Annotated in this window: 19 protein-coding genes; 11 read left to right on the plus strand and 8 right to left on the minus strand. The window is 68.9% G+C overall.

Annotated features, from left to right (window positions below):
- Positions 1-90 precede the first annotated feature (90 nt).
- Positions 91-1,296 (plus strand): MFS transporter, encoded by a 1,206-nt coding sequence (locus AC1RVW_RS23020; RefSeq protein WP_493202789.1) that lies wholly within the window; start codon positions 91-93, stop codon positions 1,294-1,296.
- Positions 1,297-1,310: 14 nt separating this feature from the next.
- Here AC1RVW_RS23020 and AC1RVW_RS23025 read toward each other — a convergent pair whose 3' ends face one another.
- Genes AC1RVW_RS23025 through AC1RVW_RS23035 form a run of 3 tightly spaced genes read right to left on the minus strand, consistent with a single transcriptional unit; the run spans position 1,311 to position 2,049 of the window.
- Positions 1,311-1,598 (minus strand): 2Fe-2S iron-sulfur cluster-binding protein, encoded by a 288-nt coding sequence (locus tag AC1RVW_RS23025; protein WP_081271500.1) that lies wholly within the window; start codon positions 1,596-1,598, stop codon positions 1,311-1,313.
- Positions 1,599-1,618: 20 nt separating this feature from the next.
- Positions 1,619-1,903 (minus strand): VF530 family protein, encoded by a 285-nt coding sequence (locus tag AC1RVW_RS23030; protein ID WP_493202724.1) that lies wholly within the window; start codon positions 1,901-1,903, stop codon positions 1,619-1,621.
- Positions 1,900-2,049, minus strand: a complete 150-nt coding sequence (locus AC1RVW_RS23035; protein WP_172839976.1) for a hypothetical protein — start codon at positions 2,047-2,049, stop codon at positions 1,900-1,902. The genes AC1RVW_RS23030 and AC1RVW_RS23035 overlap by 4 nt, the downstream gene beginning before the upstream one ends.
- 87 nt (positions 2,050-2,136) lie before the next feature.
- Here AC1RVW_RS23035 and AC1RVW_RS23040 point away from each other — a divergent pair, with 87 nt between their 5' ends.
- The 3 genes from AC1RVW_RS23040 (at position 2,137) to AC1RVW_RS23050 (ending at position 4,339) form a co-directional block, all read left to right on the plus strand.
- Complete coding sequence (locus AC1RVW_RS23040) at positions 2,137-2,655, plus strand: GNAT family N-acetyltransferase (RefSeq protein ID WP_081271502.1); 519 nt, start codon at positions 2,137-2,139, stop codon at positions 2,653-2,655.
- A gap of 11 nt (positions 2,656-2,666) precedes the next feature.
- Positions 2,667-3,350, plus strand: a complete 684-nt coding sequence (locus tag AC1RVW_RS23045; RefSeq protein ID WP_493202726.1) for a PepSY-associated TM helix domain-containing protein — start codon at positions 2,667-2,669, stop codon at positions 3,348-3,350.
- Between the two features lie 80 nt (positions 3,351-3,430).
- The gene (locus tag AC1RVW_RS23050; protein WP_081271504.1) at positions 3,431-4,339 is read left to right on the plus strand and encodes a DUF808 domain-containing protein; all 909 of its coding nucleotides are present in this window, start codon (positions 3,431-3,433) and stop codon (positions 4,337-4,339) included.
- Positions 4,340-4,385: 46 nt separating this feature from the next.
- Here AC1RVW_RS23050 and AC1RVW_RS23055 read toward each other — a convergent pair whose 3' ends face one another.
- Both AC1RVW_RS23055 and AC1RVW_RS23060 read right to left on the minus strand, forming a co-directional pair.
- Complete coding sequence (locus tag AC1RVW_RS23055) at positions 4,386-4,598, minus strand: hypothetical protein (protein WP_106935089.1); 213 nt, start codon at positions 4,596-4,598, stop codon at positions 4,386-4,388.
- 29 nt (positions 4,599-4,627) lie between these two features.
- The gene (locus tag AC1RVW_RS23060) at positions 4,628-5,824 is read right to left on the minus strand and encodes a YncE family protein (RefSeq protein ID WP_081271506.1); all 1,197 of its coding nucleotides are present in this window, start codon (positions 5,822-5,824) and stop codon (positions 4,628-4,630) included.
- A 107-nt stretch (positions 5,825-5,931) separates the two neighbouring features.
- Between AC1RVW_RS23060 and AC1RVW_RS23065 the strand changes: the two genes are divergently transcribed.
- From AC1RVW_RS23065 to AC1RVW_RS23075, 3 genes are all read left to right on the plus strand, one after another.
- Positions 5,932-6,204, plus strand: coding sequence for a DUF2164 domain-containing protein (locus tag AC1RVW_RS23065; protein ID WP_081271507.1), 273 nt, complete (start codon positions 5,932-5,934; stop codon positions 6,202-6,204).
- Positions 6,205-6,315: 111 nt separating this feature from the next.
- Positions 6,316-6,696, plus strand: coding sequence for a hypothetical protein (locus AC1RVW_RS23070; protein WP_493202729.1), 381 nt, complete (start codon positions 6,316-6,318; stop codon positions 6,694-6,696).
- A gap of 16 nt (positions 6,697-6,712) precedes the next feature.
- Positions 6,713-7,510, plus strand: coding sequence for an enoyl-CoA hydratase/isomerase family protein (locus tag AC1RVW_RS23075; RefSeq protein ID WP_285413055.1), 798 nt, complete (start codon positions 6,713-6,715; stop codon positions 7,508-7,510).
- A 22-nt stretch (positions 7,511-7,532) separates the two neighbouring features.
- On the opposite strand, the gene AC1RVW_RS23080 is transcribed toward AC1RVW_RS23075, so the two are convergent.
- Both AC1RVW_RS23080 and AC1RVW_RS23085 read right to left on the minus strand, forming a co-directional pair.
- A complete protein-coding gene (locus tag AC1RVW_RS23080; protein WP_106935085.1) occupies positions 7,533-8,636 on the minus strand; it encodes a M14 family metallopeptidase in 1,104 nt (367 codons plus the stop codon).
- 41 nt (positions 8,637-8,677) lie between these two features.
- Positions 8,678-10,000, minus strand: coding sequence for an MFS transporter (locus AC1RVW_RS23085; RefSeq protein ID WP_493202731.1), 1,323 nt, complete (start codon positions 9,998-10,000; stop codon positions 8,678-8,680).
- A 134-nt stretch (positions 10,001-10,134) separates the two neighbouring features.
- Here AC1RVW_RS23085 and AC1RVW_RS23090 point away from each other — a divergent pair, with 134 nt between their 5' ends.
- Positions 10,135-11,037: a LysR family transcriptional regulator gene (locus tag AC1RVW_RS23090; protein WP_081271512.1), complete on the plus strand. Its 903-nt coding sequence runs from the start codon at positions 10,135-10,137 to the stop codon at positions 11,035-11,037.
- Here the strand turns inward: AC1RVW_RS23090 and AC1RVW_RS23095 are convergent.
- Positions 11,034-11,681 carry a glutathione S-transferase gene (locus tag AC1RVW_RS23095; protein WP_493202733.1) on the minus strand — a complete coding sequence of 216 codons (648 nt, stop codon included), beginning with the start codon at positions 11,679-11,681 and terminating at the stop codon, positions 11,034-11,036. The two genes, AC1RVW_RS23090 and AC1RVW_RS23095, sit on opposite strands and share 4 nt — an antisense overlap.
- 80 nt (positions 11,682-11,761) lie before the next feature.
- Between AC1RVW_RS23095 and AC1RVW_RS23100 the strand changes: the two genes are divergently transcribed.
- The 3 genes from AC1RVW_RS23100 (at position 11,762) to AC1RVW_RS23110 (ending at position 14,416) form a co-directional block, all read left to right on the plus strand.
- Positions 11,762-12,631, plus strand: a complete 870-nt coding sequence (locus AC1RVW_RS23100; protein ID WP_493202735.1) for a helix-turn-helix domain-containing protein — start codon at positions 11,762-11,764, stop codon at positions 12,629-12,631.
- 43 nt (positions 12,632-12,674) lie between these two features.
- Positions 12,675-13,574, plus strand: a complete 900-nt coding sequence (locus tag AC1RVW_RS23105; protein ID WP_493202737.1) for an SDR family oxidoreductase — start codon at positions 12,675-12,677, stop codon at positions 13,572-13,574.
- 128 nt (positions 13,575-13,702) lie between these two features.
- Positions 13,703-14,416 carry a DUF899 family protein gene (locus AC1RVW_RS23110; protein ID WP_493202739.1) on the plus strand — a complete coding sequence of 238 codons (714 nt, stop codon included), beginning with the start codon at positions 13,703-13,705 and terminating at the stop codon, positions 14,414-14,416.
- The last annotated feature ends 16 nt before the right edge of the window (positions 14,417-14,432 follow it).

Raw genomic sequence — 14,432 nt, forward strand, 5'->3', positions numbered from 1 at the left:
CCCGCTTCCTTTCCCCCCGCAGCCTCCGCCGTTCCGGCCGGCGCGGCTTCCTCCCCCAGCTTTTCCGACCTGACGCGCGAACGTCCCTTCATGCAGATGTGGACGGCGCGGCTCTTCGGCACCGCCGCCTCGCAGATGCTGCTGGTGGCCATCGGCTGGCACATGTACGACCTCACCGGCAGCGCCTGGGACCTGGGCCTGGTCGGCCTCTACCAGTTCGTGCCCGCGCTGCTGCTGGCGCTGCTGGCGGGCCACATCGTCGACCGCCATCACCGGGGGCGCATCGTCGCGGCCTGCTTCGCGGTGCAGGGGCTGGTCGCATTGGTGCTGCTGCTGGCGGTGATGGGCAAGCACGACACGCGCGGGCTGCTGCTGGGCCTGTCGCTGGTGCTGGGCGCGGTGCGTGCCTTCCAGATGCCGGCGCAGCAGGCACTGACGCCGCAGCTGGTGCCCCCGACCATGCTGGCGCGCGCGATGGCCTTCAGCTCGGCCGGCATGCAGGGCGCGATCATCGGCGGGCCCGCGCTGGGCGGGCTGCTGTTCGTGGCCGGCATGGCGGTGGTCTACGGCGCCAGCGTGGTGTGCTTTGCGCTGGCCTGCGCGCTGGTGCTGCGGCTGCGCTATGCCTACACGCCGGCTGCGCGCGAGCCGGTCACGCTGGCCACGGTGTTCGCGGGCGTCGACTTCATCTGGAAGCGCAAGCCGGTGCTCGGCGCGGTCTCGCTCGACCTGTTCGCGGTGCTGCTGGGCGGCGCGGTGGCGTTATTGCCCATCTACGCCAAGGACATCCTGCACACCGGCCCCTGGGGGCTGGGCCTGCTGCGCGGCGCGCCCGCCGTGGGCGCGCTGGTGATGTCGATCGCGCTCACGCGCCGGCCGGTCGAGCGCCACGTGGGGCGCACGCTGCTGATGGCCATTGCGCTGTTCGGGCTGTGCATGGTGGTGTTCGGCATCTCCAAGAGCTTCGTCGTGTCGCTGATCGCGCTGGCGGTGTCTGGCGGGGCCGACATGGTCAACGTGGTGATCCGCCAGACGCTGGTGCAACTGGAAACGCCCGACGCCATGCGCGGGCGCGTGAGCGCCGTGAACTCCATCTTCATCGGCGCCAGCAACCAGCTCGGCGAATTCGAGTCGGGCGCCACGGCGGCGCTGCTGGGGCCGGTCGGCTCGGTGGTGGTGGGCGGCGTCGGCACCATGCTGGTGGCGCTCACCTGGTTCAAGCTGTTCCCCTCGCTGGCGCAGCGCGACCGGCTGACGGTGGCGGCGCCCGCCGCTGCCAGGCCCGTGTCTTCGTAGCCTGGCCGGCGAACTCAGTCCGGGAAGAGGGCGCGCGCGCCCGGCACGTCGAGCGTGAGGTCGCCCAGCGCCTGCGCCACGCAGGGCAGGATCCAGCCTTCTTCTTTTTCGTCGATGCTCAGGCCCGGCCATTCGATGGTGTGGCGGGTCTCGCCCGACAGCCGCCGGCAGATGCACGTGCGGCAGGTGCCGTTGCGGCAGGAGCTGGGCAGCTCGATGCCCGCGGCCTCGGCGGCCTGCAGCAGCGTGGTGCCGGCGTCGGCCTCGAAGCCGAGGCCCGACGGTTCGAGTCGAACCTTCATCGTTGCGGGATCAGGAGGGATCAGGGGGTGGGGGGATTCTGCTGCTGCTGTTCGCGGCGTTGCTCGCGCAGCATGAAGAGGTACAGGCTCTCGACCTTCTCGCGCGCCCAGGGTGTCTTGCGCAGGAACTTGAGGCTGGAGCTCACGCTCGGGTCGATCGCGAAACAGCGGATGGGAACCAGCTCCGAGAGCTGTTCCCATCCATAGTGGCCGGCCAGTGCCGTCACGATGGCCTCCAGCGTGAGCCCGTGCAGCGGATTGCGCGGCTGCGCGGGCCTGGCCGGGGCCGGTGCTGCGTCGGTCACTTGTTCTTGAGCTTGCCGCGCGGGATCACTGCGGTGGTGACCGTGCGGACCGGTTCGATGCCGCCGGTGCCGACGGGCTTGGGCGGCGAGGTGTCCTTCTTCGGTTTCTTCGCTTCCTTGGTGCTGCGTTGCTGACCCTTGGCCATGTCGATTTCTCCTGTTGTTACGACGGATGCAGCGGGCAGTTTAGCGGTGCGGCGACAATACGCGGTTCCATTGATTTCCCCGCATTCATGTCAGATTACGAAGTTCGCCCCGCCACCCTGCGCGACGCCAAGGCCGTCGCCGAAGTCCACGCCCTGGCCGCCAAGGCTGCCTACGAAGGCATCCTCCCCGAAGAAGAGCTGCGCACCCTGGCCCCGGCGTCGCGGGAAGCCAAGTGGCGCGAAGCCATCGAATACAGCGAACCCCAGGTGCACGTGGTCACGCACGGCGGCCAGATCGTCGGCTTCGTCGGCTTCGACCGCTCGCGCGACCCCAAGACCCCGCCCACCACCGGCGAAATCTGGGCCATCTACGTCAAGCCCGAGCACTGGGGCAAGGGCGCCGGCGTGGCCCTGTGGGACGCCGCGCGCGAAGGCCTGGAAGAAGAGGGCTGCACCACGGTCACGATCTGGGTGCCCATTCGCAACGACCGCGCCATGCGCTTCCACGAACTCGCCGGCTTCAAGCGCGAGATGAAGACCGCCAAGACCACCGCCTTCGGCACCGTGCGTGTCGAGGAAATCCGGCTCAAGCGCGACGTTTCCTGATACCCGCTGCCATGGACCACGACAGCAGCACCCTGGGCCACGCCGCGCGCGTGCGCTCCCACCAGCGCCGCACGGCCGCCGTGCAGTGGATCCGCCGCATGCACGGCTGGATCGGCCTCTGGGGCGCGGTGCTGGGGCTGCTGTTCGGTTTCAGCGGCATCTGGCTCAACCACCGCAACGTGCTGAAGCTGCCGCAGGCGCAGGAACGCACCCGCGCCCAGCTGGCGTTGCCCGAGCCCGCGCCCGAGACGCCCGAGGCCATGAGCCGATGGCTGCAGGAGGCACTGCGCATGAGCGGGCCGCCCAACTCCACCCGCATCGAGCCCGCCAAGCCCGTGGCATGGGCCGACAAGAATGACCGCGGGGCACCGGCGCTCACGCAGCCGGCGCACTGGGTCTTCAATTTCGGCGGGCCGAACGAAATGGTGCAGGCCGAGTACTGGCAGGGCAACCGCTCCGTGGGCGTGGCCACCACGCACAACGGCTTCGTCGCCACGCTCACCAACATGCACAAGGGCGGCGGCATGCCGCTGCCGTGGATCCTGCTGGTCGACACGCTGGCCGGCAGCCTGATCTTCCTGTCGGTGTCTGGCGTGGCGCTGTGGCTGCTCACGCACCGCCGCCGCCGCGTGGGCCTGGCGGTGTTCGGCGCCTCGCTGGTGGCGGTGCTGGCACTGGCGCTGAGCGCGCTCTGAACCGGCCCCATATGGGTATTGAGGGGCGGGTCCAGGGCAACGGCTAAGCTCGCCGCTTCTCTTTTCTTCCCGACCTGCCCATGGCCTCCAGCCTGCTCCTGCTGCTCGACGACATCGCGACCGTCCTGGACGACGTGTCTGTTCTTACCAAAGTGGCCGCCAAGAAAACGGCCGGCGTGCTGGGCGACGACCTTGCGCTCAATGCGCAGCAGGTGTCCGGCGTCAGGGCCGAACGGGAGATTCCCGTGGTGTGGGCCGTGTGCAAGGGCTCGTTCATCAACAAGGCTATCCTGGTGCCGGCCGCCCTGGCCATCGGCACCTGGCTGCCGTGGCTGGTGACGCCGCTGCTCATGGTCGGCGGCGCATTCCTCTGCTTCGAGGGCGCCGAGAAGCTCGCCCACAAGTTCCTGCACAAGAAGGAACACGCCGAAGACACCGGGCGCCATGAACAGGCCGTGGCCGACGCTTCGGTCGACGTGGTCGCGGTCGAGAAGGACAAGATCAAGGGCGCGGTGCGCACCGACTTCATCCTTTCGGCCGAAATCATCGCCATCACGCTGGGCACCGTGCAGGGCCAGCCGTTCACCACGCAGCTCACCGTGCTGGCGGGCATTGCGCTCATCATGACCGTCGGCGTGTACGGCCTGGTGGCCGGCATCGTGAAGCTCGACGACGCCGGCCTCTACCTGAGCCGGCGCGCCAGCGCGGGTGCGCAGGCCCTGGGCCGCGGCATCCTGGTGGCGGCGCCCTGGCTCATGAAGGCGCTGTCGGTGGCCGGCACCGCGGCCATGTTCCTCGTGGGCGGCGGCATCCTGGTGCACGGCGTGCCGGCACTCGGGCATGCGGTCGAGGACTGGGCCAAGGCCACTGGCGGCGTGTTCGGCACGCTGGGCTCCATGGGCGTGAACGCCGGCGTGGGCGTGGTGGCCGGCGCCATCGTGCTGGCCGTGGTGGAACTGGTCGGCAAACTGCGCGGCAAGAAGGCCTGACAGGCGATCCTATCGGGGCCTGCCTGCGCTCCTTGCGCTCCTCGCGCTACTGGCGCGGCTTGCCGCGCTTGAGCAGCTCGACCACCACCAGCACCGCGCCCAGCACCAGCGCGAACCAGCCCACGATATAGGCCCCCGCCACCATCTCGAACCAGCGCGTGCCCTGAAGGAAGCGCGGCGCCAGCAGAACGGCTGCACCGATCACGAGGCAGAGGATGCCGCGTTCGAGCGTGCGGAGTTGTCGTTTGGGTTGCGCCATGGCTTCTTCTTCGTTCGGGAAAAGTGGATTCAGTGCGTCATTGTCCCGCGCATCGCGGCCGGATGGCCTTCCAGCACGAACGACTTGCCCGTCGGCACCAGCGTGTCGCCGTCCAGCCGCAGGATGGTGATGTCCTTGTCGATGAAGTTGCCCACGTAGAGGTACTTGCCATCGGCGCTCCACACCGCGCCTTCGGGCAGGCCGCGCACCACCACCTCGTTGGCGCGCGTGACCTTCTTGCCGTCGATCTTCAGCAGCACCACCGAGCCGTTGCGGTTGTAGAAGTAGGCGTTCTTCGCCGCGTTGCTGCCGCGCAGGATCACCGCCACCGCATGCCTTCCGGTCGGGCTCACGGCCAGGCCCTCGGGCCCGTCGCCGACCACCACCTTGTCGACCACGCGCGGCGGCGCGGCTTCCATGTCGATCACGCTCACGGTGTCGACCTGGCCGTCGGACGCGCCCGAGTTGCCGTTGTCGGCCGTGAGCGCGAGCTTGCCGTCGGGCGTCACGTCGACGTTGTAGGGCCACAGGCCCGCCGCCAGGTCGAGCTTGTTGTAGCTGACCTTCTCGCCGTCCACGTCGAGCAGCGCGATCTTGTGGCTCGGGAACTTGGCCGCCAGCGCGCGCCTGCCGTCGGGCGTGAAGCGCACGTGCGCCACGGAATCGCCCATGGCCACGGTGTCGATCAGCGTGACCTTCTTGCCCGCGATGCGCAGCACGCTCACCGAGTTGTCGGCGCGGTTGGCCACCAGCGCCAGGTTGCCCGCGCGGTTGATCGACAGGCCCGAGGGCTGCTTGCCGACCTGCAGCGTGTCCAGCAGCCTGGGCGGGGTGGTGGTCAGGTCGATCACGAACAGCCGGTTGTCGGGCACCTGCTTGCGCACGCCGTTCTCCTCGACCACGTTGAGCGAGTTGGCGACCAGCGCGAGCGTTTCGCCGGGCGTGATGGCCAGGTTGGTCGGCGGGCCGGCGATGGTGTTGTCAAGCTGCAGCGTGCCCAGCACCTTGGGCGCGAGCGGGTCGGTGCCGATGTCGAGCACCTGCACGGTGTCGCGCCCCATGGGGCCGAGGATGACGGCGCCGGCGTCGTTCCAGGACTGCTTCTCGTCGTTGGCCACCAGCATCAGCTGGCGCTGCGCCACGGTGGGCGTCATGGAGGTGCAGCCGGAAAGCGAGGCGAGGGCGGCCAGGGCAAGGGCCGCGAGCGCGGCGGGGCGGATCTTCATGGTGTCTGTCTCCGGTTGTGTGTTGTTGTGGGCGCATGGTAGCTAACGCCGGGACGCGGCCGCGCCCGGCACAATCGATCGACTCCATCCCTGACAGACACACACCCATGACCATCGAGATTTCGAAGGAAGCGCGCCAGCAGGCCATCACCTCCATCGAGCGCTATTTCCGCGAGAACATGGAAGAGCCGATCGGCAACATCGGCGCCGGCGCGCTGCTCGGCTTCTTCCTCGAGGAAGTCGGCCCGCTGGTCTACAACAAGGCCGTGGCCGAGGTGCAGGAACGGCTGCAGATGCGCATTTCGGAGATCGACCTCGAAGTGCACGAGGACGAGTTCCAGTACTGGCGCAAGTACGACAAGCAGAAGAAGGGAAAGTAGGCGCCGTCGCGCCCGCGCATCGCCGCTCATTCAAAAGTGCTTCAAAACGTTGCAGAATTCACGGCCATGCACCTTCAAAGCCCGTCCCTTCGTTCCGCGCTCGCTCCGGCCTTGCGCATCTTTTCTGCCTTGCCCCTGGTGCTGGCCGCATCCATGGCCACGGCGCAGCAGAATCCCACCGACTTCCCGCTCGATGCGGTCGGCTACCTGAACGAGGAACTGCCGCGCATGGAAGCCGCCATCGCCGCGAAGGACCGCGGCTTCTTCCACGACGCGATGGCGCGCACGGTGGAGTTCTCGGACCGCTGGGGCTTCAAGGTCAAGGCCAATCCCGAGCTTGCGGCCTACCCGATGTGCACGTCGGCGGTCATGGACTACGTGGTGGTCGGCATGTGCAAGCTCACCCCCGGCGACGATGCGTGCGAGCCCGGCCTTGCGGCGCGCTTCGACGGCAACGTTCGGCGCTGCCGCGAGATCGCCGCCAAGAAATAAGAAAGACGGAGCCGCCATGGACTACACCCGCTATCAGACCCTTGCCATCACGCGCCGGGGCGCGAACGGCGCGGTGCTCGACATCCAGATGCGCGCGGCCAACGGCAAGCTGCCGACGGCCGGCCACGACGGCCACCGCGAACTCGCCGAGATCTGGCGCGACGTGTCGGCCGACGACACGGTGCGCTGCGCGGTGCTGCGGGGCGAGGGCCAGGGCTTCTCGGGCGGCGGCGACCTGGCGATGGTGCAGGACATGACCACCGACGACGCGGTGCGCCAGCGCGTGTGGCGCGAGGCGCGCGACTTGGTCTACAACATCATCAACTGCGACAAGCCCATCGTCAGCGCCATGCACGGCCCGGCCGTGGGCGCGGGGCTGGTGGCGGGCCTGCTGGCCGACATTTCCATTGCCACCAAAAACGCGAAGATCGTCGACGGCCATACGCGGCTCGGCGTGGCGGCGGGCGACCATGCGGCCATCGTGTGGCCGCTGCTGTGCGGCATGGCCAAGGCCAAGTACCACCTGCTGCTGTGCGAGCCGGTGAGCGGCGAGGAGGCCGAGCGCATCGGCCTCGTGTCGCTCGCGGTGGACGAAGCCGACCTGCTGCCGCGCGCCTACGAAGTGGCCGACCGGCTCGCGGCCGGCAGCCAGAGCGCGATTCGCCTCACCAAGTACGCGCTGAACAACTGGCTGCGCCAGGCCGGCCCGACCTTCGACGCCTCGCTGGCGCTCGAATTCATGGGCTTCGCGGGCGCCGACGTGCGCGAGGGCGTTGCCTCGCTGCGCGAACGGCGCGCGCCGAACTTCGGCTGAAGTCCGGACGCTGACTGTCTCCTCAGGCTTTGCGCAGGCCTTGTAGCGTCTGCAGCAGCACGACGCGGGTCTGCCCCAGCACCATACCCTTCCATTCCTCGTTGTCGCAGTAGAAGGCGTCGCGCAGCTGCTGGCGAATCTCGCGCTTCTGCGCGTCGGGCGCTTCGGGGTGGCGGCGCAGCCAGGTGTCGGCGCGCAGGCGGTTCAGCACCTCCAGGTCGGGCAGGGTGCCGAACTCCAGGCCCATGGGCGCGATGCGGGCGTTCGGGCACTCGTCGTAGGCGGTCGAGATGACCGGGCCCGACACGTCGGCCGAGGCCGAGTCGCCCGCGAACGGCGCGAACACGTCGGCGCCCCACCAGGCGTGGGCCAGCGCCAGGTCTTCGGGCGTGTTGCGGCCCGGGTAGATCTTCTCGCCGTGGCCGTAGGGGCCCAGGCCGGTGTGCACGTCGATCCAGCCCAGGTGCGTGGCCGAGGCCGCGTACTTGCGCAGGATCTTGCGGATGGTCCCGTTGCTCCACGACGGCGCGGTGCCGCCGTAGAACAGGCCGTCGGGCGAGGTGTACTGGCCCTTGGTCACGGCCGCGCGGAAAGCGGTCATGCCGTGCTTCTGGATATAGGCGCCCACGGCGGCCTCGTCGGCGGGCGTGGGCGGCCAGCTGGCGGGCAGCACCAGCGGCTCGACTTCGGCGTAGGCGGCGTTCACCGGCAGCGGCGCATTGAAGTCGATGTGGTTGCGGTTCAGGTCGATGTTGTCTTCGTTGGTGCGGTGCAGGTGCGAAAAACCGTGCGGATTGACGGCATGCACCAGCAGCAGCGCCACGCCGGCCTGCTCCAGGCGAGAGAGCAGGTCGGCGTCGTTCAGCGTGGCGATCTGCGCGCCCGAGCCGCTGAAGCCTTCTGGGCCGTGCGTGCCCGAGGTCACGAGCAGCAGCTTCTTCGCGTCGATGGCGCCGATGAGCGCAACGTCGGTGGCCAGCTCTTCGCCGAGCGCGCCGCGGTGCGCATCGAGCACGAACGACTCGACGGCCGCGCCGCGCTGGGCGGCGGCGTCGAGGAACTTGGCGCGGGCTTCGGCATACGTGCCCGAGAAATGCCGCGTGGCGGCGGAGCGTTGTGTCGTCATGAGGCGGGGACTCCTGTGCTTGGAATGTCGGGAAGAACTGTTCAGGCCGAGGCCGCGTGGGCGCCCGCGGCGTCGATGTCGCGGCCGGTATGGTCGCGCAGCCAGAGCAGGCCGAGCAGCGAGACGACCGTCATCGCCACCAGGTACCAGGCCGGCGCCAGCTTGCTGCCCGTTGCGTTCAGCAGCCAGGTGCTGATGAAGGGCGCGAAGCCGCCGAAGAGAGCCACGCCCACGCTGTACACCAGCGACATGCCGCTCGCGCGCACCGCCTTCGGAAACATCTCCGGCAGCATCGTGATGCCGGGCACCGTCTGCACCACCAGGCCGAAGCTGAAGACGCCGAGCACCACGAAAAGAACCGTGGGCGTGGGCGAGGCGTTGAGCCACAGGAAGCCCGGGTAGATGAGCACGGCCAGCGCGATGCGGCTCCACAGGATCAGCGGCTTGCGGCCCACCACGTCGGACAGCTTGCCCACGAAGGGCGCGAAAGCGAAAGAGATGAGGCCGGTGAGCGCCGCGCCGAACAGCGCCACCGAGGGCGTGAACCCGAGCTCGCGCACCGCATAGGTCGGCATGTAGAACGTGACCACGTAGGCCGCCGTGGTGCCGCCCACCAGCGTGAGGATGGCGGCCAGCACCGTCCTGCCGTGCTGCGTGCAGACGATCTTCAGGCTGCTTTCGCGCGGCGCGGCGGCTTCGGCCGGCGAGATGTGCAGCGACTCTTCGAGGTGGCGGCGTATGTACATGCCCACCGGCGCGATCAGCATGCCGATCACGAAGGGCACGCGCCAGCCCCAGCTCTGCATGGATTCGGCCGAGAGCGTGGTCGTGAGCACGCCCACCACCACGGCGCCCATCAGCACGCCCAGGCCCTGGCTGGCGAACTGCCAGCTCGCCATGTAGCCGCGGTTGGCCGGCGTGGCGTGTTCCACCAGCAGCGTGGTCGATGCGCCCACCTCGCCGCCGGCCGAGAAACCCTGGATGAGCCGCGCCAGCACGATGACGATCGGCGCCGCGACGCCGATGCTCGCGTAGGTGGGCGTGAACGCGATCAGCGCGCAGCCCAGCGCCATCAGGAAGATGGTGAGCGTCATGGCCTTCTTGCGGCCCGCGCGGTCCGCGTAGGCGCCGATGACGATGCCGCCCAGCGGCCGCATGATGAAGCCCACGCCGAAGCTCGCCACCGTCAGCAGCAGTTGCCCGTAGGAATTGAAGGTCGGAAAGAAGAGCTTGCCGATCACGAGCGCCAGGAAGCCGTAGACGGTGAAGTCGAAGAACTCCAGGCCGTTGCCGATGGTGGTGGCAACGATGGTCTGGCGCCGGCGCGCGGGGCTCGATGCCGGCGGGTTGCTTGGGATGCTCATGTCTCTCCAGTGTGTGCTTGCTTTGTATGGATGTCTGCCGGAGTTATGTATGCCCCTGGCCGCGCCGGATGCTAGAGACTCGCCGCTGTCATGAAAAGACAATAATTGGGCCATAACGATAACTTTTGGTTGTCATGAAACCCAATCAGTTGCACGCCTTCGTGGCGGTGGTCGAGCAGATGAGCATCCGCGCCGCGGCCCGGGTGCTGGGGCTGTCGCAGCCCGCGGTGACGAAGATCGTGCGCGAGCTGGAGCGCGAGGTCGGCGCGCCGCTGGTGGAGCGCAGCGTCAAGGGCGTGCGGCTCACCGAGTTCGGCCAGGCCTTTGCGCCGCGCGCGCGGCTGCTGCTGGCCGACATGCAGCGCGCGCGGGACGAGATCGCGCAGATCCGCGACGGCGCCACCGGCACGGTGTCGATGGCGGTGAGCGCATCGTTCGCGCTCACCGTGCTGCCGCCCGCGTTCAAGGATTTCCACACCCGCCTGCCCGCCGTCGACGTGCAGTTCAGCGAAGCGGTGCTGCCGTGGATGCTGGCGCGGCTGCGCGACGGCTACCTCGACTTCGCGGTGGCCCACGTGGTGCCGGGCACGCTCGATCCGCAGTTCGAGGCGCTGGAGCTGTTTCCGGTGCAGCTGGTGGTGGGCATGCGCAACCGCCATCCGCTGCGCGGGGCGCGCTCGCTGCTCGACCTGTACCCGGCCGAATGGATATTGCCGGGCGACGACCACCGGGGGCGCGAGTCGGTGGCGCCGCTGTTCACGCCGCTCGGGCTGCCACCGCCCTCGCGCATCATCCAGGGGCAGTCGGTAACGGTGGCGCTGGGGCTGGTGGGGAACATGGATTTGATCGGCCTGTTCGTCGAGCCGCTGGTCAAGCTGACTTTCAAGCGCCACGGCATCCGCCGGGTCGATGTCGACGAGGCACTGCCCATGCTCAACGTGTGCGTGCTGCGGCGCAGGGGACAGTTGTCGACGCCGGCGGCGCAGCACTTCATCGAGTGCATCCAGCGCGCTTCCGCGGCGGTCATGTCCGGCTAGAACCGGACGCCGGCCTCGCCCGCCTTCCACGGCGCGTACTTCTGCATGACGCGCTCGAACAGTCCGGAGCCGGTCCAGCCGTCGAGCCAGGCCAGCAGGCGGTGCCACGGCTGCGCGGCGAACCATGCGGCGTCGACCATCGCGAACTGGCGCACGAAGGGCATCAGCGCGGCGTCGGCCAGCGTGGAATGGCCGCCGGTGAGCTGCGGCGAGGCCGATAGCCGGTCTTCGAGGCTGCGCAGGAATAGCGCGCCCTGTTCGCGGGCCGGCACGCCGCCGTCCGCATGGCGGTCGGGGTACTTGTAGCGGTCGAGCAGGGGCTTGAAGCCCTCGTCGCATTCGGCGACCAGCGCGAGCATGTCCGCAAGCGTGCCGGCCTCGGGCGCCAGCCAGCGCAGGGGATCGTTGCGGCGCAGGGCCCAGAGCATCACGTCCAGGCTTTGCTCCAGCACCGTGCCGTCGCCGGTCAGCAGCACCGGCACCGTGCCCTTGGGCGAGGCGGCGAGCATTTCTGCGGGCTTGTTCTTCAGCACCACCTCGCGCAGCTCACAGGCTTGCCCCGCGGCCGCCAGTGCGAGCCGCGCGCGCATGGCGTACGGGCAGCGGCGGAACGAGTAGAGAACGGGCAGGGCGGTGGCGGGCATGCGGCGGACGGTACCGAAAAAGTGCAGAGGCCGATTTTCAGCGACCTGAGGTGGCCTCTTTTTCAACACAATCGGCACCCATGGGCGAACGCCTTTTCCTCCGGCTCGAAGACGACCCCCTGCACGGGCCGGAATCGGCCGTGCCCGCCGGCACGCTGCGCGCGTTTCCGTTAGGTGCCGCGTTGCGCGGGCATGTGTCGCACCTCATGCTGTACCGCGAAACTTTTGCCGATGGCCACGAGATGCGCGAGCGCGTGCTGCCCGACGGGGCGGTGCGGCTGGTCTTCAACTTCGGCGACGCGCCGTCTGCTGGCGACGGGGACGGCCTGGCGGTGGAGGCCATCGGCGCCTCGGCCGCACCGGTCGTGGTGCGCATGCGGGGCAAGGTCGAGGGGCTTTCCGTCACGCTGCGCCCTGGCGCCGCTGCCTGCTTGCTCGGGCTGCCGGCCGGTGAGATCGGCGGCGGCGCGGTCCATCTCGATGCGCTGTGGCGAGGGGAGGGTTCGGCGCTGCTCGAGCGCATGGCCGAAGCGCCCGGCGACGCCCAGCGTGTCGCGCTGTTGCATGCCGCGCTGCTGCATCGCCTGCGCGGCAGCCGCATCGCGGGCAACGACATCGCCACGCATGCGGCGCGGTTGATCGCTGCGTCCGAAGGGCGGCTTTCGTTGCGCGATGCGGCGGCGGCGGTTGGTGTCGGCGAACGTCGGCTGCAGCAGCTTTTTCATGCACACGTCGGCCTGTCGCCGCGCGCCTGGAGCCGGCTCGCGCGGATGCACGGCTGCCTGCGCGCGCTGCGGCAGCGGCCGGCGCCGGACTGGGCCGACCTTGCGCTGGAAGGCGGCTTCTACGACCAGTCGCATCTCGTCAACGAGTTCCGCGCGCTGTGCGGCGTCACGCCGACCGAGTTCCTAGGGCGAACGGCTTCGGTTTCTTCCAAGACGGGCGGCTGAGCGCGGCCTATCTTCATGCGCTCTCAAGCAAGGAGCCGAAAAGATGCAGAAAGAAGAAAGCACCGACCGTCCGTTGAAGGACTGCGTGGCTGTGGTCACGGGCGCAAGCCGGGGCGCAGGGCGCGGCATCGCGGTCGAACTGGGCGCTGCCGGCGCCACCGTGTACGTCACCGGACGCAGCACGCGAGACCAGCCTGCCTCCAGCTACGGCCAACTGCTGGCCCTGTCGGACCTGAAGGCGCTGCCCGGAAGCATCGACGACACGGCCGAGGAGGTCACGCGCCAGGGTGGCCGGGGCATCGCCGTGCAATGCGACCACACCCGTGAAGACGAAGTGGCCGCGCTGTTCGATCGCGTGGACCGCGAGCAGGGCCGCCTCGACCTGCTCGTCAACAACGCCTGGGGCGGCCACGAGAGTTTCAACGGCGTGTTCGAGGCGCCGTTCTGGGAACATCCGCTATCGAACTGGGACACGATGTTCGACCGCGGCGTGCGCAACCATCTGGTGGCCAGCCGCTGCGCCGCGCCAATGCTGGTTCGGCAGAAGAAGGGGCTGATCGTCACCACCACCTTCTGGGACCGGGGCCGCTACCTGCGCGGCAGCCTGTTCTACGACCTGGCCAAGGCGTCGATGACGCGGCTGGCCTTCGGCATGGCGCATGAACTGAAGCCGCACGGCGTGGCGTCCCTCGCGGTGTCGCCGGGCTGGATGCGCACGGAATTCGTGCTGGCCGGCCACAAGACCGACGAGGCGCACTGGCAGGAGAAGCCCGAACTCGCGCGCACCGAATCGCCGCGCTATCTGGGCCGGGCGGTGGCCGCGCTGGCTGCCGACCCCGCAGTGATGGACAAGACCGGCGAAGTGCTGCGCGTGGCCGACCTGGCGCGCGCCTACGGCTTCACCGACATCGACGGGCGGCAGGTCGAGGCGTTCGAGATGTAGGGCGGCGTAGGACAACTCCAGGTCCGGCAGGGGAAAAGCGCGTACTGGCGCGGCGCAATGTTCGGGGCCAATATGGCGCCGCGATCTACGTCAATGCCCATCTTCCGGGCTTCAGGAGGTGATCCGCCATGTCTTCCAGTGCAAAGTCCTTGGGCCTTGCTTCGGCCAGCCAGCTCGCAAGATCCAACCCCGTCCGCTTTCCCGGCGAAAGCGCCGAGTACCGCAAGGCGCGCACCGAACTGCTCGCCGAGGAAATCGATCTGCGCCGCCGCATCGAGCGCGTGGCGGAGATGCGCCGCGCGCTGCCGCCGGGCGGCGTCGTGCCGCAGGACTACCTGTTCCAGGGCATCGACGGCCCGGTGAAATTCTCCGAGCTTTTCGGAAAGCACGGCACCCTCATCACCTACAACTGGATGTTCGGGCCGAAGCGGGAGCGGCCATGCCCCATGTGCACGTCGCTGCTCAGCGCCTACGACGGCGAAATGCCCGACATCCTGCAGCGCGTGGCGTTCGCGGTGATCGCCACCTCGCCCATCGACCGCATGGCTTCCTTTGCACGGGAACGCGGCTGGCGCCACCTGCCGCTGTACTCGTCGGGCGGCAACGATTTCAACCGCGACTACGCCGGCGATAAGCCCGACGGCGGCGACAACCCGGCGTTCAATGTGTTCCGGCGCGACGGCGAGACCATCCGCCATTTCTGGGCGGCCGAGATGAGCCCGGGCACTGCCGACCCGGGGCAGGACCCGCGCGGCGCGCCCGACGCCATGCCGATCTGGAACCTGCTGGACATGACGCCCGAAGGGCGGGGCAAGGACTGGTATCCCCAACTCCAATACTGAGCGGCAAACGCAACCA

It is taken from the genome of Variovorax sp. MPBD4-3 (genome assembly GCF_058809745.1).

What these genes read in the sequence shown, in the direction of transcription:
- AC1RVW_RS23020 (WP_493202789.1), top strand. Translation starts at nt 91, where the DNA reads ATGCAGATGTGGACGGCGCGGCTCTTCGGCACCGCCGCCTCGCAGATG.
- AC1RVW_RS23025 (WP_081271500.1), bottom strand. Translation starts at nt 1,598, where the DNA reads ATGAAGGTTCGACTCGAACCGTCGGGCCTCGGCTTCGAGGCCGACGCC.
- AC1RVW_RS23035 (WP_172839976.1), bottom strand. Translation starts at nt 2,049, where the DNA reads ATGGCCAAGGGTCAGCAACGCAGCACCAAGGAAGCGAAGAAACCGAAG.
- AC1RVW_RS23040 (WP_081271502.1), top strand. Translation starts at nt 2,137, where the DNA reads ATGTCAGATTACGAAGTTCGCCCCGCCACCCTGCGCGACGCCAAGGCC.
- AC1RVW_RS23045 (WP_493202726.1), top strand. Translation starts at nt 2,667, where the DNA reads ATGGACCACGACAGCAGCACCCTGGGCCACGCCGCGCGCGTGCGCTCC.
- AC1RVW_RS23050 (WP_081271504.1), top strand. Translation starts at nt 3,431, where the DNA reads ATGGCCTCCAGCCTGCTCCTGCTGCTCGACGACATCGCGACCGTCCTG.
- AC1RVW_RS23055 (WP_106935089.1), bottom strand. Translation starts at nt 4,598, where the DNA reads ATGGCGCAACCCAAACGACAACTCCGCACGCTCGAACGCGGCATCCTC.
- AC1RVW_RS23060 (WP_081271506.1), bottom strand. Translation starts at nt 5,824, where the DNA reads ATGAAGATCCGCCCCGCCGCGCTCGCGGCCCTTGCCCTGGCCGCCCTC.
- AC1RVW_RS23065 (WP_081271507.1), top strand. Translation starts at nt 5,932, where the DNA reads ATGACCATCGAGATTTCGAAGGAAGCGCGCCAGCAGGCCATCACCTCC.
- AC1RVW_RS23075 (WP_285413055.1), top strand. Translation starts at nt 6,713, where the DNA reads ATGGACTACACCCGCTATCAGACCCTTGCCATCACGCGCCGGGGCGCG.
- AC1RVW_RS23080 (WP_106935085.1), bottom strand. Translation starts at nt 8,636, where the DNA reads ATGACGACACAACGCTCCGCCGCCACGCGGCATTTCTCGGGCACGTAT.
- AC1RVW_RS23085 (WP_493202731.1), bottom strand. Translation starts at nt 10,000, where the DNA reads ATGAGCATCCCAAGCAACCCGCCGGCATCGAGCCCCGCGCGCCGGCGC.
- AC1RVW_RS23090 (WP_081271512.1), top strand. Translation starts at nt 10,135, where the DNA reads ATGAAACCCAATCAGTTGCACGCCTTCGTGGCGGTGGTCGAGCAGATG.
- AC1RVW_RS23095 (WP_493202733.1), bottom strand. Translation starts at nt 11,681, where the DNA reads ATGCCCGCCACCGCCCTGCCCGTTCTCTACTCGTTCCGCCGCTGCCCG.
- AC1RVW_RS23100 (WP_493202735.1), top strand. Translation starts at nt 11,762, where the DNA reads ATGGGCGAACGCCTTTTCCTCCGGCTCGAAGACGACCCCCTGCACGGG.
- AC1RVW_RS23105 (WP_493202737.1), top strand. Translation starts at nt 12,675, where the DNA reads ATGCAGAAAGAAGAAAGCACCGACCGTCCGTTGAAGGACTGCGTGGCT.
- AC1RVW_RS23110 (WP_493202739.1), top strand. Translation starts at nt 13,703, where the DNA reads ATGTCTTCCAGTGCAAAGTCCTTGGGCCTTGCTTCGGCCAGCCAGCTC.